Origin of the sequence: Kribbella sp. NPDC000426 (assembly GCF_040300265.1) — a bacterium.
Lineage (GTDB): Bacteria > Actinomycetota > Actinomycetes > Propionibacteriales > Kribbellaceae > Kribbella.
Genome location: NZ_JBEPDK010000002.1, coordinates 654,087 through 675,796, shown reverse-complemented (window position 1 = coordinate 675,796; position 21,710 = coordinate 654,087). Strand labels below are relative to the sequence as shown.

Sequence of the window (21,710 nt, the reverse complement as noted above, 5' to 3'; positions counted from 1 at the left end):
CGCCAAGCAGCTCCTCACGCCCCAGACGCTCCCCAACTCCCCCGACGCCGGTCCTCAGCCAGCAGGTGGCCGCCGGCCAGCACCTAGTTGTAGTCGTCAGGAAGCACGCGATTGCCGGGAAGCGCCGGAGGGTTCTCGCGCTCTCCCGAACGCACCGCTGTACACCCTGACGCGGTCGACGTCGCGGGTCGCGCTGCGATCCTCAGATGCCAGGACGGCCTTGGAGCTCATGCGATCCTCAAGTCCGAGCGATCCTCGAGCACCAAACGTTGTTCGCGAACCAGACGGTCCTCCGCCAGTGTGCCCTCCTCTGGTCCGTGAGAGTCCTCGGGCAGGTGGCCGTCGGATTCCGCGGGGATTAAATCTGTCGGCGGATCAGCGAAGGGTGCGGTCTGCTTCAGTGTCTCTTCGTCGGCGGACCATCGACCCGTGTGCTGACTTGAACGGGGAACGGCCGACCCGCCGGTCCCCGGTGTCGCCGGTGCAGTCGCCAGTGAAGTCGCCGACGGAGTCCTCAGTGGTGTCGCCGGTGGTGTCGCCGGTGGTGTCGCCGGTGGTGTCGCCGGTGGTGTCGCCGGTGGTGTCGCCGACGGTGTCGCCGACGGTGTCCTAAGTGGTGTCGCCAGTGCAGTCGCCAGTGAAGTCGCCGACGGAGTCGTCAGTGAGGCCTCCGGTGGTGTCGCCGGTGGGGAGGGCATGTCGGGGTTTGTCGTGACGTGGCTGTTTGGGCGCGAGGGGGCGCGCGTCGCGGAGAGGGGTGACAGGTTTGGTCTTGGTTGGGGTGGTGGGTCGGCCCAGGCCGGGCGGGATACGTGGACCTCTCCGGCTGTGATGGTGATGACCCAGTGGCCGTCGTGGAGGGCTCTGTGGTGTGCGCGGCAGAGGAGCACCAGGTTGGAGATTGCCGTCTCGCCGCCGTCGATCCACGACCGGAGATGATGGGCGTCGCAATGGATCGGCGGGGCGCCACAGACGACGCAGCCTTTGTCGCGGACGTTCAGTGCTCGGCGCATCGCTCGCGTGACCAGGCGCTCGGCCCGGCCGACGTCGAGCGGCTCGGAGTTCGAGCCGAGCACCAGCGGGATGATCTTCGCGTCGCAGGCCATCCGCCGGATTGCCGCGGCCGAGAGACCATCGCCGTACACGAGGTTGCCGGTCGCGTCGGCGGTGGCAGACTTCAGGTCCTCGAGATCGATCGTGACGGTGATGTTCGCCTTCGCGCCGAATCCAGGCACCCAGCCTCCCGGACACGACGCGAACGAGTCATCGGCTGCATCGCCACCGGACGCCTCCTCCGCAGAGCGACGGCTGGTGGCTGCTGGCCTGAGGCCGGTCTCCGCGGCTGCCGCGGCGATCGCCAGGGTGGACGTGAGCGCGTCTGCTTGGCGCTTCTCGCGGGACCGCGGGTCGAGCTCGCCGTCGACGGTCTTGTGCGGGCGGGCGCCGGCGTGGATGCGCGATCGCAGTAGCTCGGCATTCTCGTTGGCCAGGTAACCGCGGAACTTGACGCCGTTCTCCGCCTCGATCAGCGTCAGCGACTCACGCGCGTACGCCGCTGTCTCGTCAGGCTCAGGTCCGTCGGAGTCCAGCAGGTCGCAGATCTGCTTCGCGGCTTTGGCAAGCTCACCTGGGCCCAGGTGCCCGCCGAGGTTGACCAACTGCTCCTCGGCGACATCGAGGTCCTCTACCGGCACTCTGGACCGAACCCGCTCCAACGCACGGACGATCGCACTCGCCTGCGCCGGACGCAGCGGCCGGGTCTCGTCGGTCAGAGCTGTCGACACAGCGTCGTACTTCGGCAGGCTGCGAGCCAGCTTCACCTCGCGATGCGCCTCGCGGCGGTCGATGCGGTGGCGCATGGCAAGCAGCTCGGCGGTGTCGCGAGCACCGAGCTCCTCGGCCAGACCGGACTCGTCGACGCGGGCGATCAACTGCAGGCGGTAGGTGAGCAACGAGGCGACGGCAGCATCCACCTGGTCGAGAGTCGGCAGCAGCTCGCTGTCGCTCATCGACCACACCGGCCGCTCACCCAGAAGTTCCATGCCCACAACACTAGACACACCCGCCGACACTTCTCAAACCGGAATCTCCTTATTTTCAAGGCGATTCGCTTATCCACAGATCCAGGAATCATCCGTCGTGGAAGCCGAGATCCCGATACAGTGTGAGTGCTGGAGCGTTGTCCTCCTCGACTCGCAACGCAACGGTTGTCGCCGCACAGGAGGTCAGTAACAACCGCGCGATTCCCTGCCGCCGACGGGTGCGTGCGGTGAAGAGTTCGATGATGAAAGGGCAGTCAGGAGTGTCAGGCCATGGGGCGCGTTCGACGACGAGGAGTGCGCCTACCAGTTCTTCGTCTGCCCAGGCGAGGCGGCTGAGCGTCGGCGCGAGTACGCCGTAGCCGTCTTCGAAGGTGAGGTTGATGTCGTCGAGTGCGTCCTGCTCGGAGTCGGCGGCGATACCCGGCTCGTAGGCATCGAAGTACAGGCGGGCCAGAGCGGCTGCATCCGCCACCGCGGGCGGGCGCAGTACGACGCCTGGGACGGCGATCGGCTGCGTCGGGCCCGGGTGGCGGATCAGGATCATCGGTTGGAGGAGCCGGTAATGAAGGTGCCGAGGTCGTTGGACTGTTGGATACGGGAGGATTCGTGGACATACATCATGTGGCCGGCTGGGTAGTACTTGGTTTCGATGTTCGCCGTCAGCTCCGCGGGGATCTGGAGGCGGGCCAGGGTGTGTTCGGTGGCGAAGTACGGGGTTGCGCCGTCGTAGTGGCCGGAGGCGACGTAGACCTTCAGGTGTGGGTTGACGCGCATCGCCTCGGCGAGCTTGTCGGCGACCATGATCTGCTGGCCCTCGAACTCCTTGAAGGACCAGTTCTTGGCGGCGTCCATGTTGAGGACCTCGTACGGGAGGTCGTTCTCGTAGCCGAGCTCGACCCGCACGTAGTGGTTGAGCGCAGCGGCGTACGGACCGGTGATCGCGTTCATCGACGGGTCGCGGTCCTGGCGTTCGCCCGCGGCGTCCGGGTCCCAGCCGGTGAACCGGCCGTCGATGCGACCGACGATCTGCCGGCGCCCCCGCAGCAGTTCGGCGAAGAACCGCCCGTGCTCGATCCGCAGGTTCACCCGGTCGATGTAGTCCTCGCTGAGTCCGGTCAGCGCGGCCAGCCTGGTGACGACCTCGGCGCGGTAGTCCGCCGGGATTCGGTTGCCCTGGGCAAGCGCATTCGGGTACCGGCCGGCCGCGAACCGCTCCGCGTCGGCGAGCAGTTCCTCGAGCGTCTGGTCCGGCACGAGACCGTGGTAGTGCGCGATCGCGGCGTACGTCGGGAGGAACAGCGTGTACGGCAGGTCGTTGCCCGGCGTGAAGTCGAGCGTGCCGAACTCCAGCACGACCGAGATCAGCATGACGCCGTTCAGGTACATCCCGTACCGCTGCTGCAGATGCGCGGCGAGCCCGGCCGCCCGCGTCGTCCCGTAGGACTCGCCGGCCAGGAACTTCGGCGACATCCACCGCCCGTTCCGCGACGTCCACAGCCGGATCACCTCGCCGACCGACTCCAGGTCGCGCGTGAACCCGTGGTAGTCCCCCGGCTTCTCCCCCTCGACCGCGCGCGAGAACCCGGTCGACACCGGGTCGATGAACACGACGTCGCTGTACTTGAGCAGCGTCTCCTCGTTGTCGACGATCGAGTACGGCGGGGGCGCGAGCTCACCCACGTCGCCGGACACCACGCGGCGCGGCCCGAGCAGCCCGAGGTGCAGCCAGATACTCGACGAGCCCGGCCCGCCGTTGAACGCGAACGTCACCGGACGGTCCGCCGCGTCGGCGTCGTCCAGCGTGTACGCCGTCAGGAACACCTCGGCCTTCGGCTTGAGCCCCTCGAACTTGCCGTCGGTGTACACCTCCTCGCGGAGCACGATCCGGCCGGTCGTCGCCGTGTACCGCAACTCCTGCCCGTCGACGGTGATCGTGTGCTGCGACGTCACCAAGTCGTCGACCGGCTTCGCGGGCTTGGTCTCGGTCTCGGTCTCCGACTGCTCCTCGTTCGCCATGTCGAGCACCTTAATCCACCGCCGCAGCCGCTAGCGTTGGGTTTATGGCGACGATTCTTCATATCGCGTTCGTGGACCAGTGGGAGGCTGCGCGCGAGGCCGGGTGCTACCGGTGGTCGACCCGCGGCAAGAGCCTCGACGACGGCGCCACGTTCATCCACGCGTCCCGGCCCGAGCAGGTCGCGATGGTGGCCAACTTCGCGTACGACGACGTGGACCAGCCGCTCTGCCTGCTGGTCATCGACACCGCGCGGCTGGTGTCCGCCCTGTGCGACGAGGACCTGGACGGGACCGGGATGAGCTTCCCGCACATCTACGGCCCGTTGAACCTGGACGCGGTGGTCGGCGTCCGCCCGTACGAGCGGGGCGCCGACGGCCTGTGGCCGGAGGTGTCCGCGGAGGCCGTATCCTGAGGGGACGGAACGGGTCGGTCGGGCGATCGCGTCGTCCAGGCTTCATCGCCAGGGCGCCGAGGAAAGTCCGGACTCCACAGGGCAGCGTGGTGGGTAACGCCCACCCGGGGTAACCCGCGGGACAGTGCCACAGAGAACAGACCGCCAGCGGCTCCGATGAACCCCGTGGTTCATGGGAGTGCGGGTGAGGGTGAAACGGTGGTGTAAGAGACCACCAGCTCCACAGGTGACTGCGGAGGCTAGGTAAACCCCACGTGGAGCAAGGCCAAGAAGGGCGCCGGGCAACCGGCGTCCGCGCGAGCGTTCGAGGGCGGCCCGCCCGAGCTCGCGGGTAGGCCGCTGGAGGTGCCCGGCAACGGTCACCGTAGATGGATGATCGCACTCGACAGAATCCGGCTTACATGACCGACCCGTTCCCGTTCCACCCTCGAACCGCTAGTGACAGTGGTCGTCGTCCGGCCGGACGCTCCGGCCCGCGGGCTTCTCCCAGGGCTCCTGACGCCCCAGGGCGGTCATATCGAGGGCAGTCGGGGTGAAGGTCATCGAGTCCGGGCCGCGGCCGTAGGTCGAGTAGGTGTGGTAGACCTCGTCGCCCACCCGGAGGAAGCAGCTCAGACCGTGCAGGTCGAAGGGCTGCTCCTGCTGGACGAAGTCGTTGCCGGGGCGCTGGTCCCACTCAGCCTTGCTGCGGTAGTTGTAGACGAACGGTACGACGGAATCGTCCAGCGTGACCTGGTAGTCGTAGTTGAAGTCGCTCCCGTACGACGAGTACCACGGGAACACCCAGCCCCGCGCGGCCCGGTAGGCGGCCAGCTTCTCGTACGGCGCCCGCGACACCAGCGCGAACGACGTGTTCGCGCCGTGGAGGTGCTCCAGCGAGCCGATCTCGTCGACGAAGCCCGTGCAGTTCGGGCACGCCGCGTCCCAGTCGGGCTGGTACATGATGTGGTACACGACCAACTGGTCCCGCCCCTCGAACAGCTCCAGCAGACCGGCCGGACCGCCGTCGCCGATGAACGCGTACGGCTTGTCGACGAGCACCATCGGCAGCTCGCGACGCCGCGTGTTGAGCGCGTCCCGCTGCTTTGTGAACGCCTTCTCTTCCGCCAGCAGCGCCACCCGCGCGGCCAGCCAGTCCTCCCGGGACACGACCTCGGGCAAGTTCATTCCAGCCTCCTCGACATGGGGATTCACCGGCGACGTCGGAGCCGGCCGGACGAATTCGACATCCGGCGGCACGGAAATTTGAGTGGGGTCGAGATCTGGCGATGAACGGGTTTTGGTGCGACCGTGCTTCGGGGGGTCCACGAGCTTGTAACGAGTCACGTACACGGGGTCATGGGGAGGGGATTCGGACAATGCTGTCTCGAACCAGGAGATTCGGGGTTCTCGCGCTCTCGGCGGTTCTCGTCGGGACGCTGATCGGAGTAACACCGGCCGCGGCCGATCCGCCGCGACCGAAGAAGGATCTCGGCTACAGCGACAAGGTGTTGTTGCAGAAGGCACGGACCAAGGGCCAGAAGACGGTCACGCTGCTGGTCGCCGCCGACAAGGGCCAGAGCAACGAAGTTGCCAAGCAGGTCGCGAAGCTCGGCGGAACCGTCGAGAAGCGCACCGACTCGATCGGGTACCTGCGGGTCAAGATCAATATCGACAAGGCCGAGGACGTCGCGAACGTGGTGGGCGTCAAGGCGGCCGACGTCGACGAGGTGATCCCGCTCGAGGACCCGCGGCCGGAAGGCACCGTGGATCCGGCGCCGCAGCCGCCGCCGAAGGCGACGACTCCGCGGGTCAACCCGTACATGCCGACCGGTGACATCGGCTCGGCGCAGTTCGTCAACCAGAACCCGGCGTGGGACGGCCGCGGCGTCACCGTCGGCATCCTCGACACCGGTGTCGACCTCAGCCACCCGGCGCTGAACACCACGTCGACCGGTGAGCGGAAGATCGTCGACTGGGTCACCTACACCGACCCGACGTTCGTCGGCAGCACGAACGCCGACAACGACCCGACGTGGATCCAGATGAACACCACGGTCGACGGCAGCACGGTCGGCCTCCCCGGCGAGGGCACTGTCCAGACCGGCACCTTCAACGAACGCGATCCGCGGCTGGGCGGCGAGCTCGGCAACGACGTCAACCGCGACGGCAACCCGGCCGGTTCGTCCGGCCTGTTCGGCGTCGCCTGGAACAAGGCCGCCGGCAAGGTCTGGGTGGACACGAACCAGAACGGCACGTTCGCCGACGACCAGGCGATGACCGACTACAAGGTCAACTACGACGTCGGCACGTTCGGTACCGACAACCCGGCCACGCCGATCAACGAGTCGATGCCGTTCGTCGTGCAGACCGACCCGGCCGACAACGTGGTGAACATCGGGATCGTCTCCGGCGCGCACGGTTCGCACGTCGCGGGCATCGTGGCCGGCAACAAGCTGCTCGGCGGCAAGATGAGCGGCGCCGCACCGGGCGCGAAGCTGGTCTCGGTCCGGGTCTGCCTGTTCATCGCGGGCTGCACGAATCACGCCCTGCTCGAGGGCATGATCTACGCGGTCACCCAGGCGCACGTGAACGTGATCAACATGTCGATCGGCGGCCTGCCGGCGCTGAACGACGGCAACAACGCCCGCGCCCAGCTGTACAACTCGCTGATCGACACGTACGGCGTGCAGATGTTCTTCTCGGCCGGCAACAGCGGACCGGGGATGAACACGATCGGCGACCCGGCCGTGGCGACGAAGGTCGTCAGCGTCGGTTCGTACATCACCAGCGCGAGCTGGCTGGCGAACTACGGCTCGAAGACCGGTCCGGCCGAGAACCTGCACCCGTTCTCGTCCCGCGGCCCGGCCGAGGACGGCGCGCTCAAGCCGGAGATCGTGGCACCGGGTTCGGCGATATCCACCGTCCCGACCTGGCAGCCAGGGCAACCGGTCGTCGGCACGTACACGCTGCCACCGGGCTACGGAATGTTCCAAGGTACGTCGATGGCGTCGCCGCAGATGGCCGGCGCCGGCGCGCTCCTGCTCAGCGCCGCCAAGGCGAACGGCCTGACGGTCACGCCCGCGCAACTCCGCAAGTCGCTGTTCTCGTCGGCCCGGTTCCTCACCGACTACAGCGCCTACGAGCAGGGCAACGGCCTGGCCAACGTCAACGCCGCGTGGAACTTGCTGAAGAAGCTCCCGCGGACCGACACCATCACCGCGAAGGTCCCGGTCAGTACGGCGCTGTCCGGCTTCCTCGCGACACCGGGTGTCGGTATCGGCATCAACGACCGTGAGGGCGTCGTCCTCGGTACGCAGTACACCCGCACCTACACGTTGCGGCGTACCTCCGGACCGGCCGGCACTGTGAAGTACAAGCTGTCGTGGCTCAGTGGCGACGGCACGTTCGTCACCGCCGGCAACGTCATGCTGCCGCTCAACACGGACGTGTCGCTGCCGGTCCTGGTCAAGGCCAAGTCCGTCGGCGCGCACTCGGCACTGCTGCAGTTCGACGACACCAGTTCACCGGGGATCGAGTTCCAGACCCTGAACACGGTCGTGGTGCCGAACGAGCTGTCGACGGCGGCTCCGTCGAAGACGGTCTCCGGGAAGATCGGCCGCAACCAGACGACCAGCTACTTCTTCCGGGTCCCCGCCGGCGTCACCGCTCTCAAGGTGGATCTGTCCGGTCCGGACGCGACGGCCGGCACCGGGCAGGCGCGCTTCCTGCGCTTCAGCCCGTACGGTCTGCCCAGCGAGGACGCCGAGACCAACAGCCTGTACTGCTACAGCCCGCCGGTTCCCGGCGGGACGTGTTCGAATCCGCTCAGTCGTACGGTCAACAACCCGTTGCCCGGCGTCTGGGAGATCACCGTCGAGGCCCGGCGTACGTCGGACCTGCTGAACACGCCGTACACGCTGACGGCGTCGCTGCTCGGGGCATCGGTGTCGCCGAACCCCGACGTCATCGCCAGCGGCACGCTGGGGCAGCCGATCAGCCGGTCGTACACGATGACGAACCTGCAGGGCGCCTTCACCGGTAGGGCTGTCGGGACCGCATTGGGCAGCGCGAGGCTGGCCACCCCGACGATCGCGGACGGCGCGCAGCAACAGTTCCAGGTGAACGTGACGCCGGGGACGACCACGCTCAAGGCCGCGATCGGCGGTGCGAGTGATCTCAACGCCGACCTCGACCTGTTCGCGTACAACTGCTCGAGCGGAAGCTGCGTGCTGGCTGCGCAGAGCGCGGGCAGCACCGCCGTGGAGTCGATCACCGTGAACAACCCGGCGGCAGGCATCTGGATCATCCTCGTCGACGGGTTCGCGGTGCCGTCGGGGTCGACGACGTACAACTATCGCGATGTGCTCGCCAATCCGGCGTACGGCAGCATCGCGGTGTCGGATGCCAACGCACTGCGAGCAGCAGGCGCGGTGTGGACCGCACCGGCGACAGTGACGCCGACCGCGGCACCTGCTTCCGGGCGGGTTCTCTACGGCAACGTGGAGGTCCGGACGGACGCGAACGTCCTCATCGGTTCCGGGGACGTGATCATCCAGTCCGTTAGCTGACAGTAGGGAACTCAGTAGGGAACACAGTAGGGAACTCCGACCCACGCGTGCCGCGGCGCGCGTGGGTCGGAGCCTGTTTCGACCCGCAGGCGATGAGAAACTGGAGCCATGCGGAGACGGATGCGGACCGGGATCGTGATCCTGCTGCTGATCGTCCTGCTCGGCGGCGCCGGGTACGTCGGTTGGGTGCTCGTCCAGCGGTCCGAACCGGTATCGCTGCCGGAGCCGACCGGGAACTACCAGGTCGGCCGGCGGACGTTCGAGTGGACGGACACGCCGCGCCGCGACCCGTACGCCGACGGGCCGCGCAGGCTCGCCGTCTGGCTCTGGTACCCGGTCGCCAAGGAGACCACCGGCCGCCGCGTCCAGTACGCCCCGGGTCAGTGGAACGGCCTGCACCTCAAGTCACCGATCTCGGTCTTCCAGGGACCGTTCGACACCCTGCAGGACCGCGCCCTCGACCGGGTCGCCGTCGCACCGGGCCGCTTCCCGGTCGTCGTGCTGATGCCGGGTATGGGCCTGTCCGCCCCGATGTACGCCGCCATCGCGGAGGATCTCGCGAGTCACGGGTACCTCGTCGCCGGCGTCACACCGACGTACAGCGCGAACCTCACCGTCCTCGGCGGGCAGGTCGTCGAGAGCAAACCGGAAGCGAACCCGTCGAACCTCGGCGACAGCAGCGAGAGCTCGCAACAGGTCGGCGACCACCTCGTCACGGTCTGGTCGGCCGACGCCCGCTTCGCCGCGGGCATGGTCGCGAAGCAGCTCCCGGGATCGGTCGACTCCTCGGTCGGGCCGTCGTACGTCGGGCACTCGTTCGGCGGAGCGGCATCGTTGGAGGCCTGCCGGCAGGACCAACGCTGTGCGGCCGCGGTCGACCTGGACGGTAGCCAGTTCGGCGACGTGGTGACGAAGGGGGTCAAGGCGCCGATCATGCTGCTCGGCGCGGACGACTCGTGTATCACCAGCGTGTGCGGCCCGGACGCGAAGAACGACACGGACCGCAACCGCGCGCTGTCGTTGCTCAAGGCAAGTAACGACACCTCCTGGTGCGCAACGATCCCCGGCAGCCGGCACTTCAATTTCACCGACTACGGCGTCTACTACCTGGCCTACCCGCTCAGGAAGTTCCTGCCGCTCGGCAGCGTCGGCCCGCGCCACGCCCTCACGGTCACGAACGGGTACCTGAACACCTTCCTCTCGCACGCGATCTACAAGACCGCGTCACCCGGAGCTCCCGCCTGCCGGTCCTAAAGATCCAGCTCGTAGGTTTGGCCAACTAACTCGTCGCCCCACATCTCGTGTGGCTCGGTGGCCGTGAGCCGGAACCCGCGCGACAGGTAGATGTGGCGCGCGGCAACCAATGGATCGTTGGTCCACAACACCATCCGCTTGTACCCGGCACCGCGAGCAAACTCCAGGCAGGTATCGACCAGCGCCGCGCCGAGTTTCAGCCCACGCGCCGCCGGCGTCACCAGCAACAGCCGCAGCTGTGCCGTCGTCTCGTCCGGCCCGCGGACACAGAAGATGCTCCCGGCCCGTTCCCCGTCGACCTCGGCGATCCATGCCGCCTCGCGCTCGTCGTCGTGGTCGGACGCGTACGCCGACACGATCTGCGCGATCAGCACCTCGTACTGCGCACTCCAGCCGTACTCGGCCGCGTAAATCTCCGCGTGCGACTGCACCACCCAGCCGAGATCGCCCGGCTGCCCCAGCTTTCTGATCATTCGTCCACCCGATCTACTGACACGACTGTTTCAGTAAGAGATACTAGCCCCGTGCCGACGACAAAGGAAGCTCCCTCCGCGCGCCAGCAAGAACTGCTCGAGCGCGCGTACGCCTACTCCCTCACCCACGGGCTGGCCGATCTGTCCCTCCGCCCGCTGGCGACCGCGATCGGTTCCAGCCCGCGCGTGCTGCTGTTCCTGTTCGACAGCAAGGACGGCCTGATCCGGGCCCTCCTCGCCCGGGCCCGTGCCGACGAGCTCGAGCTGCTCCGCCGGATCCAGGCGCAGCACGACGTACCGCCCGGGCTCGACGTGGTCGCGCGCGAGTTGTGGACCTGGATGGCCGCTCCGGAGCGCCGGCCGCTGATGACGTTCTGGGTCGAGGCGTACGGGCGTTCGCTCGTCGCACCCGAGGGTCCGTGGGCCGACTTCGCCCGCTCGACGGTCGACGACTGGCTCGAGTTGCTCAAGGCAACACAGCCGGATCCGGATGCCGACCGGTCGGCGGCCCGGCGGACCGGCGTACTGGCGATGCTCCGCGGCGCCTTGATCGACCTGCTCGCGACCGGCGACCTGGAGCGGACGACGGCCGCGCTCGAGGGGTATCTAGCCGACTAGCTCGAAGGCGACGGTCCGCTTGGCGATGTCGGCCTCGACGAGCTTGACCCGGACCTGCTTGCCGAGCGGCAACGCAGTACCGGTGACACGGCCCTCGATCGCCACCGCTGACAGCGCCACGATGCCGCGGTTGTGGTCCCGCTCGTCGACATCGGTGATCACGCCGTCGAACTCGGACCCGACCCGGTCCGCGACCAGCCCTGCCTCGACCATGCTGACGATCGACCGCTCGTAGGCGTGCGCCCGCCGGTCCGCGTCGTCCATCATCTTCGGGATCTCGTCCATCGACTCGCGCACCCAGGCCGGTACCTCCGCACCCGCTGAGAGCGCGACGCAGATCTCCCCGGTCCAGCGGTCCACCAGCCGACGCAGCGGCGCGGTGACATGGGCGTACTCCGCCTTCATCGCGGCATGCTGCGGCGAGGCCGGCAGGCTCCCCGCGAAGGCGACGTACCCGGCGCCGCGGAACAGCACGGTGCAGGCCGCGAGCATCGCCGCGTGTGCAGGCACCTTCGGGTCGAGCCCGTGGATGAACTCGGCGTACGTCGTCTCGTCGGGCCAGACGAGTCCCAGCGCCTTCGCGGTGTTGCCGAGCTTGCGCCGCAGGTCGTCGTGCGATTCGGGCAGCGTGCGCAGGATGCCGATCTTGCCCTTCATCATCAGCTGCGCGGCGGCCATCCCCGTCAGCAGCGAGATCTGCGCGTTCCAGCCCTCGACCGGCAGCGGGGCACGGAACTCCAGACCCCAGCCGTGGTTGGAGGTGACGACCTCCTGGTCCGGGATCGGCAGGTTGACGCCGCCGCGCTCGAGTTCGCGTTCCTCGCGGAGCTTCCCGACCTCGCGGAGCAGCTGCAACGACTCGGACGCCGTACCTGCATCGAGGTCTTTCTGTACGCCGGCGTAGTTGAGCTTGGCCCGCGACTTCACCAGCGCACGCTCGCACACGACACCGGTGCCTTCACCGCGAGCGTCGACCGTGATCGTGTAGAGCAGAGCCGGCCGGACCTGGTCGGGCAGCAGCGATGCCTCGCCCTCGGACAACTCCGGCGGGTGCAGCGGCGTGCGCTTGTCCGGCGCGTACAGCGTCTCGCCGCGCTTCCGCGCCTCGACGTCGATCGGGTCGCCGGCCTGGACGAACGCGGCGACATCGGCGATCGCGTAGTGCACGGTGTACCCGTCGCTGTCTCTGTTCCGCTCGATGTGAAGCGCCTGGTCGAGGTCCATCGAGTCCGGCGGGTCGATCGTGACGAACTCGATGTCGGTCCGGTCGAGCTTCGGCAGCCGCACGTCCGCCGCCGCTGCCACGGCTGCTGCCGTCACTTCGGGTGGAAAGTCCGCCGGGACCTCCTGCTCGCGCCGGATGTCCTGCAACGACGCCCGGAACACCTCCGGAACATCCTCGGCGAAGTGAACTCTCTGCAGCGGCATGGGGTCAGAGTAGCGAGGGCTGCAGGTTGAAGGAGCGCAAGGACGCGAGGCCGTCGGCGTACCAGTGGATCTCGGTGAGGGTTGCCGGGCGCAGTTCCATCCGGAACATCGACGACATCGGGGCCTGGAGCACCGATCGGACCATCAGCTTGATCGGTGTCACATGCGTGACCACGACGACGGTCTTGCCTGGGTAGCGGGCCAGCAGCCCGTCCCGCGCCGACCGCGCCCGCCGCGCACATGCGTCGAACGACTCACCGCCGGGCGGGGCCACCGAGGTCGAGTCCAGCCAGGCATTCAGCGCGTCCGGCCATTTCTGCTGTACTTCGGCGAACGTGTGCCCGTCCCAGTCGCCGAACGAACACTCGATCCAGCCGTCGTCGACGACCGGCTCTAGCCCGAGCTTGTTCGCCACCGCGTCGGCCGTCTGCCGGGCGCGCACCATCGGCGACGTCACCAGCGCGTCGACCCCGCCGATCCGCGACAGGTACTCCGAGGCGGCCGCCGCCTGCGCGCGACCGGTGTCGCTCAGCGCCGGGTCGTCGCCGCCGGCACCGGAGAAGCGCTTCTCCGCGGTGTGCGGGGTCTCGCCGTGCCGGAGGAAGATCAGCTGCGTCGGCGGCTCGGCCTGCGCACCCCAGCCCTGCAACGCCTTCTGCAGGTCCGACGGCTCCTGCGCCACGGCCGGTTTCGAGGGTTTCGACCCAGCCGGCTCCGGTGTCAGCGGGATGTCCACGCCGTCGAGCGCATTGTTCGCGAGGGCGTCGGCGGCCGAGTTCTGCGCGCGCGGTACCCAGGTCCACTCGGTGCCGAACGGCGCGAGACCCTGCGCCTTGATCGCCAGCGGTTTCAGGTCCGGGTGCTTGATCTTCCACCGGCCGGCCATCTGCTCGATGACCAGCTTGGAGTCCATCCGCACCTCGATCGAGGCATTCGGCGCGTACTCCGCGGCAAGCTGCAGCCCCGCCACGAGTCCGGAGTACTCGGCGACATTGTTGGTCGCGATGCCGAGCGTCCTCCCCTGCTGTGCGATCACCTGACCGGTGGCCGGGTCGCGCACGAGCGCGCCGTACGCCGCCGGTCCCGGATTGCCCCGCGATCCACCGTCAGCCTCGACGATCACGTGGCTGTATGTCATGCCGCGCTCTCCGAAGTACGGACGAGGATTCGGCCGCACTCCTCACAGCGCAGTACGGCGTCCGGCGGGGCGGCCTTGATCGCGAGCAGGTCGGACGGGGCGAGCTCCATCCGGCAGCCCATGCAGCGCTTGCCGACGAGCGGCGCGGCGCCGATGCCGCCGTTGTGCTCACGCAGCCGCTGGTACTGCGCGATCAGGTTCTCGGGCAGTTCCGCGGCGACGGCCGCGCGCTTGTCGCCGAGCTGTGCGCGCTGCTCGTCGAGCTCCTTGAGCGCCCCGTCGCGGGTCGTCTCCAGCTCGGACTGGCGGCCGGCGAACGCCTCGGCGCGGCTCCGCAGGTCGGCCTGCACGACCTCGGCGGCCTCGAGCTTCTCCATCACCTCGAGCTCGGAGTCCTCCAGGTCGGAGATCCGGCGGTCGAGCGAACCGATCTCGTGCTGCAGGTTCTCCAGGTCACGCGGCGAGGTGACCTGTCCGGAGTCGAGCCGTTGCTGGTTGCGCGCGCGACGCTGGCGGACCTGCTCGACATCGCTGTCGGCCTTCTTCTGCTCACGCTGCAGGTCGCTGACCTCGGTGTCGGCGGTGACCAGTTCACGGTCGACCACAGACTTCTCGGCAGTCAGGTCCTTGAGCGCCTGGTGCTCGGGCAACGACGCGCGCTTGTGCGCGACCTGATCCAGCTGCAGGTCGAGATCCTGCAGGTCCAGCAACCGGCGTTGGACGGCGGGCTCGGCGTTCAGAGTCGGCTCCTTCGATCGTGGGCGGCGTACTCAGATCCGCAGCGTCCATGCGTCCGTGCAGAGTGTTGAGATGTGAGAGTCCACGGTACTGCCTTGCGCGGCGAGACCCTCGAGCAGGAGTCGCTCCGCATCCGCGAGCCACGGCCACTCGCTGGCCCAGTGTGCGACGTCGACCAGCGCGGGGTCGCCGTACGCGCGCGCCTCGGTGGCGGGATGGTGACGAAGGTCCGCGGTGAGGTATGCGTCGACGCCGGCGGACCGGACCCGGTCGAACTCCGAATCGCCCGCTCCCCCGACCACCGCGACGGTCTCGATCATCCGGTCCAGATCGCCGGAGACACGGACGCCGTGCTCGGTCCGCGGCAGACTCTCTGCGACCAGCCGGGCGAAGTCGGCCAGCGGCAACGGCTCCGCGAGTACGCCGATCCGCCCGCCGCCGCGCTCGCTCGGCTGCTGCGCCAGCTCGTAGATGTCGTACGCCGGTTCCTCGTACGAATGCGCCGCGATCAGCGCCTCGACCACCGCTCGGCGCTTGCGCCGCGGCAGGATCATCTCGACGCGGTTCTCCGCGACGACCTCGATGTCGCCGACGCTGCCGATCGTCGGGTTCGCGCCTTCGAGCGGCCGGAACGTTCCCTCGCCGACCCCGCTCCACGCGGCCCGTTCGTAGTCGCCGATCTGCCCGGCGCCGGCCTTTGCCAGCGCGTCGAGCATCGCCGGCGTCTCCTCGACCGGGACGAACACGACCAACTTGTCCATCGGGTCGGCCGGCATCGCCTTCAACGGCCGCGTGTCCCGCAACCCGATCGCGGCGGCGAGCGCGTCGCTCACGCCCGGGTTCGCGTTGTCGGCATTGGTATGACAGACGTGCAGCGCGACGCCGGCGCGGATCAGGTCGTTGACGACCCGGCCCTTCGGCGTGGTCGTCGCGACACTGTTCACCCCGCGCAGCAACAGCGGATGATGCGTGACGAGCAGGTCGAACCCGCCCTCGATCGCCTCGTCGATCACGCCCCGCATCGGATCCACGGCAAACAGGACCCGCCGTACCTCTTGCTCCGGGTCCCCGGTCACCAACCCGACCGCATCCCACGACTCCGCCCACGCGGGGTCGTACAACCGATCCATCACCGAGATCACATCAGCAAGCGTCGTCACGCGCTTATCCTGACAGGATTGTGACGGGGGCAGCCGCCCGGTGCCCCCGCCACAACCAGTTCCGCCGGTGTGGGCGTGGCGTTGCGACCGCCCCGCCGCATCCACCACGTCGCCGCTCCGGCGGGTCGTTCCAGTCACAGGGGGAGGGCCGCCGACAGGGGCCGACGGCTTGACCGGAACGAGTCTTCGAGACCCGGCTGCCTTCTAGATCAGCCAGGCGGTTGTGTCGCTCGGGAGCTTGTCACCCTCGAGCGGGCCGCTGGACAGCACGACAGCGGCATCGGGCAGCTCGACCGGAGCCGCGCCGAAGTTCGTGATGCACTGCCAGCCGCCGTCGCGGGTGAAGTGCAGGACCCAGTCCGTCGCGTCGACCCAGGTCAGCGAGTTGCCGGTGCGCAGACTACGCCGTACGGCGAGGGCCTTGCGGTACAGGCTCAGCGTCGACTCCTGGTCACTTTCCTGCGCCTGGACGGAGTACGCCCCGAACCACTTCGGCTGCAGCAGGTGGGACCCGCCCGGACCGAAGCCGAACGACAGCCCGTCGACGGTCCACGGGATCGGCACCCGGCAGCCGTCGCGGCCCTTCTCGGCGCCCTTCGAGCGGAAGTACGCCGGGTCCTGCAGGTTCGCGGCCGGCAGCTCGCCGACCTCCTGCAGACCGAGCTCCTCACCCTGGTACAGGTACGCCGATCCCGGCAACGCGAGCATCAGCATGGTGGCGGCTCGGGCCCGGCGCAGGCCGAGCGCGACGTCTACCGTCGGCTCGGTGCCGTTGCTCAGCAGCCAGTCCTTACCGTCCTGCCAGCCGCCCTTCGGGTTCTTCGGCAGGCCGTACCGCGTGGCGTGCCGGACGACGTCGTGGTTCGAGAACACCCAGGTCGACGACGAGCCGTTCTCCTCCGCGAGCGCGAGGTTCTCCTCGATCACCTTGCGGAACTTCTCGTACTCGAAGTCGGCCTGCAGCAGGTCGAAGTTGAACGCCTGCCCGAGCCCGTCGGCGCTTGCGTACCGGGCCCGGCGGGCGGCCGGTACGAACGCCTCGGCGACGGCCGACTTCGGCGGGTCGTAGGTGTTCAGCAGGTTGCGCCAGCCGCGGTAGATCTCGTGGACGCCTTCCTGGTCCCACAGCGGGTGCTTGCCGTTGGACTCCGACTGCCGCGGCAGCGAGGCCTTCGACGGGAACGGCTCGGACAGGTCCTTCACCAGCGCGTGCGCGACGTCGACCCGGAAACCGTCGACGCCACGGTCCGACCAGAACTTCAGCGTCTCCAGGAAGTCCGCGCGGACCTCCGGGTGCTGCCAGTTCAGGTCCGGCTGCTCGGCGGCGAACATGTGCAGGTACCACTGGCCGTCGTCGGTCTTCGCCCAGGCCGAACCACCGAACACCGACTCCCAGTCCGACGGCGGCTGGTCGGGGGCGCCGTCCAGGCCGTCGCGGAAGATGTACCGCTCGCGGGCCGGCTCGCCCTTGGCGGCCTCGAGCGCCTCGACGAACCACTCGTGCCGGTTCGAGGTGTGGTTCGGGACGATGTCGACGATCAGCTTGATGCCCTCGGCGTGCAGCGCTTCGATCAACTGGTCGAAGTCGTCCAGCGTCCCGAGCCGCGGGTCGACGTTGCGGTAGTCGTCGACGTCGTACCCGCCGTCGGCCAGCGCGGACGGGTAGAAGGGGCTCAGCCAGACCGCGTCGATCCCCAGCGCCACCAGGTACGGGACTCGACTGATGATGCCCGGCAGGTCCCCGACGCCGTCACCGTTGGCGTCGGCGAAGCTGCGCGGGTAGATCTGGTAGACGACAGCCTGCCGCCACCAGTCGGGATCCGTCGTCCTCGGACTCGTCACGATTCGCCTCACTCGGAATCTGTTGGTAACCCAGGGTTTATATATAGGCTCTAAATTTAGAATCTGCATGTATTCTGCGGTCGGTACGACGACAGGTCAAGGGCCAAATTTCGAGGGCAGAGTCAATGGCAAAACCACCGGCTACCCCGCCGACGGCCACACCGACGATGTTGCGCCGGGTGAACGCGGGCAAGGTACTGGGCGTGCTCACCCGTGCCCGGGTGATGACGGGTACCGGCCTGATCGAGGCCACCGGCCTCACCCGCGCGACCGTGCACGCGGTCTGCAACGACCTGATCTCGATGGGCTGGGTGGTCGAGCTCGACCCCGGCCGTACGTCGGTCGGCCGCCCGTCGCGGCGGTTCGAGTACAACAACCACGCGGGGTACGTGCTCGGTATCGACATCGGCGCCTCGAAGACCACCGTCCTGGTCTCGGACCTGCGCGGCGAGACCGTCGCCAAGGCCGGGCGGTCCGCGGCGGACGTGAAGGAGCCGGCCGAGCGGACCGAGATCGTGCACGAGACGGTGATCGAGGCGCTCGCGTCCGCCGGCGTCTCGAACGAAGAGGTGCTGGTGGCAGGTGTCGGTGTCGCGGCGCCGGTCGACCGCGAGGGGAAGATCCTGGTCGACGACGAGTTCTGGCGGCGTTTCGACGGGGACCTCGCGAAACGGCTGACCGAGCTGCACGGCTGGCCGGTCCTGCTGGAGAACGACGCGAACCTCGCCACCCTCGGCGAGCACTGGCGCGGCGAGGCGCGCAACGTCGACGACCTCGTCGTACTGCTGGCCGGTGAGCGGTTCGGGTCCGGGTTGATGGACTCCGGCCGGCTGCTGCACGGTAGCCGCGGCGGCGCCGGCGAGATGGTGTTCCTCAAGCTGATCGAGGGGGTTGGCGATACCCACGGCATCGCGCGGATCGCGCGCGAGAACGGTACGGCGGCCGTCGCGGACCCGTCCGTGGAGACGTCGCTGCGCAAGCTGGCCGACGGCGGTGAGGTGACCGCCGAGCAGGTGTTCAGCGCGGCGGCCGACGGCGATGCAGTTGCCCTAGGCATCCTTCAGGACATCGCCGCCCGGACCGCCCGGGTGATCGCCACGGTCGGCATCCTGTTCAACCCCGAGCTCGTGGTCCTCGGCGGCGCGGTCGCCGCGGCCGCCGCCGCACTGTTGCCCGACCTCGAGAAACACCTGGCCGGCTATACCAGCACCCCACCCCGCGTCGCCGTCTCGTCCCTCGGCGACGCGATCGTGTCCGTGGGAGCCGTCCGCCACGCCCTCAACTACGTCGAACAACACGCCCTCGACCTGGAGCTGGGCTCGCGGCCGGAGTGATCCGGCCCTCCTAGCGGGTCAGTTCCCGGGCGACGGCCTCGAGGACGACGATGTTGCGGCCGGAGGTGGTTGCCGAGGGGATGCCGGCGGGTACGACGGCCTGGTCCTCGGGGATGCCGGTGCAGAGGACGAACACGTTCTCGGGGTGGCCCTGGACGAGGTGGTCGAGCGCTTCGCGCATCCACGGCGTCCGGCCCGCGTCCTGGATCGCGATCACCAGCGGACGGCCGGCGGCAGCCCGGGCAGCCTTCGCGATCGCGTCGTCCTCGGGCTCGGCCGCGTCGGTCTCGCGATGCCGGCCACGCAGTACGACGCCGTCCGCGCCGGGTGCGACCCGGGTGAAGACCTCGGGGAGGCCGGAGAAGTACGGGTTCCAGGCCGGGTGCAGCCCCTGCGTGAGATCGATGACGTACGGCGCTCCGCCGAGCGCGGGGAACGTCTGACCGGCCACCACGCGGGCGGCGACCTCGCGGATCGGCGCACCGTCGAGACCCGGCTGCCGGGTGCGCTGCCCAAGCGAGGCGGCCAGGGCGCGGACCCGCGCCGCCGCGTCGGCCACACGCTCGGCGGGGAGCGTGCCGTCACGGACAGCATCGGCCACGCGCGCGATCAGGGCCTGCGCGTCCGCCGTACCGACCGCGATCATCGCCAGGTCCGCGCCGGCGGCGATCGATGCGACCGCGGCGTCCTCGATCGAACGGTTCTTGGTGATCGCCTGCATCTCGAGCGCGTCGGTGGTGATGACTCCGGTGAAGCCGAGTTCCTCGCGCAGCAGCCCGGTCAGCACCCGGTGCGAGAGCGTGGCCGGCTGGTCGTCGTACGCCGAGAACACGATGTGCGCGCTCATCACCACGTCGGCGCCGGCCGCGATGGTCGCCCGGAACGGGGCGAGCTCGACGGCGTTGACCTCCTCGATCGAGCGGTCGACGCGCGGGAGGTCCGAGTGCGAGTCGACGGCCACGTCGCCGTGTCCCGGGAAGTGCTTGGGGCAGGCGGCGATCCCCGCCTCGTGGACGCCCTCGACGAAGGCGACGCCGTGCCGGGAGACGACGTCCGCGGTACGGCCGAAGGAGCGGGTCGAGATGATCGGGTTGGCGGGGTTGCTGTTCACGTCGACCGACGGGGCGAGCATCAGGTCGATGCCGAGGGAAGCGAGCGTCGCGGCCGCGTCGCGGGCCGAGGCGCGGGTCAGGTCGACGTCGTCCAGGTCGCCGAGCAGACGCGGCGAGGCCAGCGGCCACGGATTGGCCGGGGCGAGGTGGCTGAATTCGCCGCCTTCGTGATCGATCGCGACGATCAGATCCGGGCGCTCCGCCCGGAGCGAGGCCGTCAGCGCGGCGACCTGCTCGGCGTCCGCGACGTTGCGCGTGAACAGGATGACCGCTCCGAGTCCGCCGGCGACGGCCCGCCGGAGCTCGTCGGTGGCGGTCGTCCCGCTGAAGCCGACAACCAGTGAGCCGGCGGCGTCCCGATCCAGTTGATCACTCATCCCCCAACCCTCTCCTGCCGCGGGGGGCGCGCGCCACCCCGTCACCGACAGCTAATAATTAGCCGCCTTCGGACGCCCGGAGGGGCATCGTTGTCAGGACCTGTCATGGCAGTTAACTGCCGTCTTCCTGCGGGTTTACCGTGATTACTTGCATTCACCTCTGTCTGTTCGAGCCGACTACGGATAACGTTGTCTCTCGACCTGACCGCCCTGACCGGGGGGACGATGAGCGACGACACAACGGACGGCGCAGCGATGGCGCGGGAGACCGTGCTGGGAATCGACATCGGCGGCACGAAGATGGCCGCCGCTTTGGTGTCCGCCGACGGCACGATTCTCACCGGTGACCGGATCCTGACCCCGCGCGGCGACGCCGATGAGGTGTTCGCCGCGCTCGCTGAGCTGATCAAGCGCGTTCGCGGCGACGTCACTCCCCTGGCCGTCGGCATCGGCTCCGCCGGTCCGGTCGACCAGCAGCACGGCCTGGTCTCCCCCGTGAACATCACCGGGTGGCGCAACTTTCCGCTGGTCGACCGCGTGCGTGCGCTGACCGGCGACGTACCCGTGGCGCTCGGGCTGGACGGGCACTGCTTCGCGCTCGGTGAGTTCTGGGGCGGCGCCGGCCGGGACGCCGAGACGCTGCTCGGGATCGTGGTCTCGACCGGCGTCGGCGGCGGTCTGGTCGTCGACGGCAAGCCCTGGATCGGGCAGTCCGGCAACGCGGCGCACATCGGCCATGTGGTGGTCGACCAGGACGGCGAGTCGTGCGCGTGCGGGTCGTTCGGCTGCGTCGAGGCGTATGCGAGCGGTCCGCGGATGGTCGCGCGGGCGAAGCGGCGCGGTTGGCGTACGGACGAGGACGTGGATGCCGCCGTACTCGCTGCCGACGCCGCGGCCGGTGACGCGCTGGCGCTGGCGGTCTTCGACGACGGCGCGCAGGCGCTGGCGGCCGGGATCGTGGCGACCGCGGTGACCGTCGATCTGACCACGGTCGTGATCGGCGGCGGGGTCGCGAAGGCCGGACCGGTGCTGTTCGACCCGGTGCAGGCCTGGGTGAAGCGGCTGGCGCAGCTGCCGTTCGTCGCGGATCTGACCGTGGAGCCGGCCCAGCTGGACAACGCCGGCCTGCTCGGCGCCGCACACCTGGCCTGGGCCTCGGTGGCCTGAACCACACAAGTTTCTCGGCTCGGAAAGGCTTATCTCGCGCATCTTTGC

General features: G+C 68.9%; 17 protein-coding genes and 1 other RNA gene. 7 read left to right on the top strand and 11 right to left on the bottom strand.

What is annotated here, in order from left to right; translation table 11 throughout:
- Window positions 1-227: 227 nt before the first annotated feature.
- From ABT313_RS10995 to ABT313_RS10985, 3 genes are all read right to left on the bottom strand, one after another.
- Entirely contained in the window at window positions 228-2,042 is a 1,815-nt protein-coding gene (locus ABT313_RS10995) for a DUF222 domain-containing protein (protein ID WP_350851025.1), read from the bottom strand.
- Window positions 2,043-2,130: 88 nt separating this feature from the next.
- Window positions 2,131-2,586 carry a GNAT family N-acetyltransferase gene (locus ABT313_RS10990; RefSeq protein WP_350851023.1) on the bottom strand — a complete coding sequence of 152 codons (456 nt, stop codon included), beginning with the start codon at window positions 2,584-2,586 and terminating at the stop codon, window positions 2,131-2,133.
- Complete coding sequence (locus ABT313_RS10985; protein ID WP_350851022.1) at window positions 2,583-4,058, bottom strand: S10 family peptidase; 1,476 nt, start codon at window positions 4,056-4,058, stop codon at window positions 2,583-2,585. Before ABT313_RS10985 ends, ABT313_RS10990 begins: the two co-directional genes overlap by 4 nt.
- Window positions 4,059-4,102: 44 nt before the next feature.
- Here ABT313_RS10985 and ABT313_RS10980 point away from each other — a divergent pair, with 44 nt between their 5' ends.
- Together ABT313_RS10980 and rnpB are read left to right on the top strand one after the other, a co-directional pair.
- On the top strand, window positions 4,103-4,471 hold the full coding sequence (locus ABT313_RS10980) for a DUF952 domain-containing protein (RefSeq protein WP_350851020.1): 369 nt from the start codon (window positions 4,103-4,105) through the stop codon (window positions 4,469-4,471).
- Window positions 4,472-4,481: 10 nt separating this feature from the next.
- Window positions 4,482-4,888: RNase P RNA component class A (rnpB, locus tag ABT313_RS10975), an RNA gene on the top strand.
- Between the two features lie 18 nt (window positions 4,889-4,906).
- Here rnpB and ABT313_RS10970 read toward each other — a convergent pair.
- Complete coding sequence (locus ABT313_RS10970) at window positions 4,907-5,638, bottom strand: DUF899 domain-containing protein (RefSeq protein WP_350851018.1); 732 nt, start codon at window positions 5,636-5,638, stop codon at window positions 4,907-4,909.
- 191 nt (window positions 5,639-5,829) lie between these two features.
- Here ABT313_RS10970 and ABT313_RS10965 point away from each other — a divergent pair, with 191 nt between their 5' ends.
- Together ABT313_RS10965 and ABT313_RS10960 are read left to right on the top strand one after the other, a co-directional pair.
- The gene (locus ABT313_RS10965; protein ID WP_350851016.1) at window positions 5,830-9,021 is read left to right on the top strand and encodes a S8 family serine peptidase; all 3,192 of its coding nucleotides are present in this window, start codon (window positions 5,830-5,832) and stop codon (window positions 9,019-9,021) included.
- A 108-nt stretch (window positions 9,022-9,129) separates the two neighbouring features.
- Window positions 9,130-10,275, top strand: a complete 1,146-nt coding sequence (locus ABT313_RS10960) for an alpha/beta hydrolase (RefSeq protein ID WP_350851015.1) — start codon at window positions 9,130-9,132, stop codon at window positions 10,273-10,275.
- On the opposite strand, the gene ABT313_RS10955 is transcribed toward ABT313_RS10960, so the two are convergent.
- Entirely contained in the window at window positions 10,272-10,748 is a 477-nt protein-coding gene (locus ABT313_RS10955) for a GNAT family N-acetyltransferase (RefSeq protein WP_350851013.1), read from the bottom strand. The two genes, ABT313_RS10960 and ABT313_RS10955, sit on opposite strands and share 4 nt — an antisense overlap.
- A gap of 51 nt (window positions 10,749-10,799) precedes the next feature.
- Between ABT313_RS10955 and ABT313_RS10950 the strand changes: the two genes are divergently transcribed.
- Window positions 10,800-11,366: a TetR/AcrR family transcriptional regulator gene (locus ABT313_RS10950; RefSeq protein ID WP_350851011.1), complete on the top strand. Its 567-nt coding sequence runs from the start codon at window positions 10,800-10,802 to the stop codon at window positions 11,364-11,366.
- Here ABT313_RS10950 and ABT313_RS10945 read toward each other — a convergent pair.
- From ABT313_RS10945 to ABT313_RS10925, 5 genes are all read right to left on the bottom strand, one after another.
- Window positions 11,355-12,794: an RNB domain-containing ribonuclease gene (locus ABT313_RS10945; RefSeq protein ID WP_350851009.1), complete on the bottom strand. Its 1,440-nt coding sequence runs from the start codon at window positions 12,792-12,794 to the stop codon at window positions 11,355-11,357. The genes ABT313_RS10950 and ABT313_RS10945 overlap by 12 nt on opposite strands.
- A gap of 4 nt (window positions 12,795-12,798) precedes the next feature.
- Window positions 12,799-13,932: a bifunctional RNase H/acid phosphatase gene (locus tag ABT313_RS10940; RefSeq protein WP_350851007.1), complete on the bottom strand. Its 1,134-nt coding sequence runs from the start codon at window positions 13,930-13,932 to the stop codon at window positions 12,799-12,801.
- Complete coding sequence (locus tag ABT313_RS10935; protein WP_350851005.1) at window positions 13,929-14,642, bottom strand: zinc ribbon domain-containing protein; 714 nt, start codon at window positions 14,640-14,642, stop codon at window positions 13,929-13,931. The genes ABT313_RS10940 and ABT313_RS10935 overlap by 4 nt, the downstream gene beginning before the upstream one ends.
- A gap of 60 nt (window positions 14,643-14,702) precedes the next feature.
- Complete coding sequence (locus ABT313_RS10930; protein WP_350851003.1) at window positions 14,703-15,830, bottom strand: Nif3-like dinuclear metal center hexameric protein; 1,128 nt, start codon at window positions 15,828-15,830, stop codon at window positions 14,703-14,705.
- Between the two features lie 204 nt (window positions 15,831-16,034).
- Window positions 16,035-17,672: a glycoside hydrolase family 13 protein gene (locus ABT313_RS10925; RefSeq protein WP_350851001.1), complete on the bottom strand. Its 1,638-nt coding sequence runs from the start codon at window positions 17,670-17,672 to the stop codon at window positions 16,035-16,037.
- Window positions 17,673-17,851: 179 nt separating this feature from the next.
- Here ABT313_RS10925 and ABT313_RS10920 point away from each other — a divergent pair, with 179 nt between their 5' ends.
- Window positions 17,852-19,006 (top strand): ROK family transcriptional regulator, encoded by a 1,155-nt coding sequence (locus ABT313_RS10920; protein WP_350850999.1) that lies wholly within the window; start codon window positions 17,852-17,854, stop codon window positions 19,004-19,006.
- Window positions 19,007-19,016: 10 nt separating this feature from the next.
- Here ABT313_RS10920 and nagZ read toward each other — a convergent pair whose 3' ends face one another.
- Window positions 19,017-20,495, bottom strand: coding sequence for a beta-N-acetylhexosaminidase (nagZ, locus tag ABT313_RS10915; protein ID WP_350850997.1), 1,479 nt, complete (start codon window positions 20,493-20,495; stop codon window positions 19,017-19,019).
- 225 nt (window positions 20,496-20,720) lie between these two features.
- Between nagZ and ABT313_RS10910 the strand changes: the two genes are divergently transcribed.
- Window positions 20,721-21,662: an ROK family protein gene (locus ABT313_RS10910; protein ID WP_350850995.1), complete on the top strand. Its 942-nt coding sequence runs from the start codon at window positions 20,721-20,723 to the stop codon at window positions 21,660-21,662.
- Window positions 21,663-21,710 lie beyond the last annotated feature (48 nt).

Coding starts and splice junctions, on each gene's coding strand:
- ABT313_RS10995 (WP_350851025.1), bottom strand. CDS start 2,042: ATGGAACTTCTGGGTGAGCGGCCGGTGTGGTCGATGAGCGACAGCGAG.
- ABT313_RS10990 (WP_350851023.1), bottom strand. CDS start 2,586: ATGATCCTGATCCGCCACCCGGGCCCGACGCAGCCGATCGCCGTCCCA.
- ABT313_RS10985 (WP_350851022.1), bottom strand. CDS start 4,058: ATGGCGAACGAGGAGCAGTCGGAGACCGAGACCGAGACCAAGCCCGCG.
- ABT313_RS10980 (WP_350851020.1), top strand. CDS start 4,103: ATGGCGACGATTCTTCATATCGCGTTCGTGGACCAGTGGGAGGCTGCG.
- ABT313_RS10970 (WP_350851018.1), bottom strand. CDS start 5,638: ATGAACTTGCCCGAGGTCGTGTCCCGGGAGGACTGGCTGGCCGCGCGG.
- ABT313_RS10965 (WP_350851016.1), top strand. CDS start 5,830: ATGCTGTCTCGAACCAGGAGATTCGGGGTTCTCGCGCTCTCGGCGGTT.
- ABT313_RS10960 (WP_350851015.1), top strand. CDS start 9,130: ATGCGGAGACGGATGCGGACCGGGATCGTGATCCTGCTGCTGATCGTC.
- ABT313_RS10955 (WP_350851013.1), bottom strand. CDS start 10,748: ATGATCAGAAAGCTGGGGCAGCCGGGCGATCTCGGCTGGGTGGTGCAG.
- ABT313_RS10945 (WP_350851009.1), bottom strand. CDS start 12,794: ATGCCGCTGCAGAGAGTTCACTTCGCCGAGGATGTTCCGGAGGTGTTC.
- ABT313_RS10940 (WP_350851007.1), bottom strand. CDS start 13,932: ATGACATACAGCCACGTGATCGTCGAGGCTGACGGTGGATCGCGGGGC.
- nagZ (WP_350850997.1), bottom strand. CDS start 20,495: ATGAGTGATCAACTGGATCGGGACGCCGCCGGCTCACTGGTTGTCGGC.
- ABT313_RS10910 (WP_350850995.1), top strand. CDS start 20,721: ATGAGCGACGACACAACGGACGGCGCAGCGATGGCGCGGGAGACCGTG.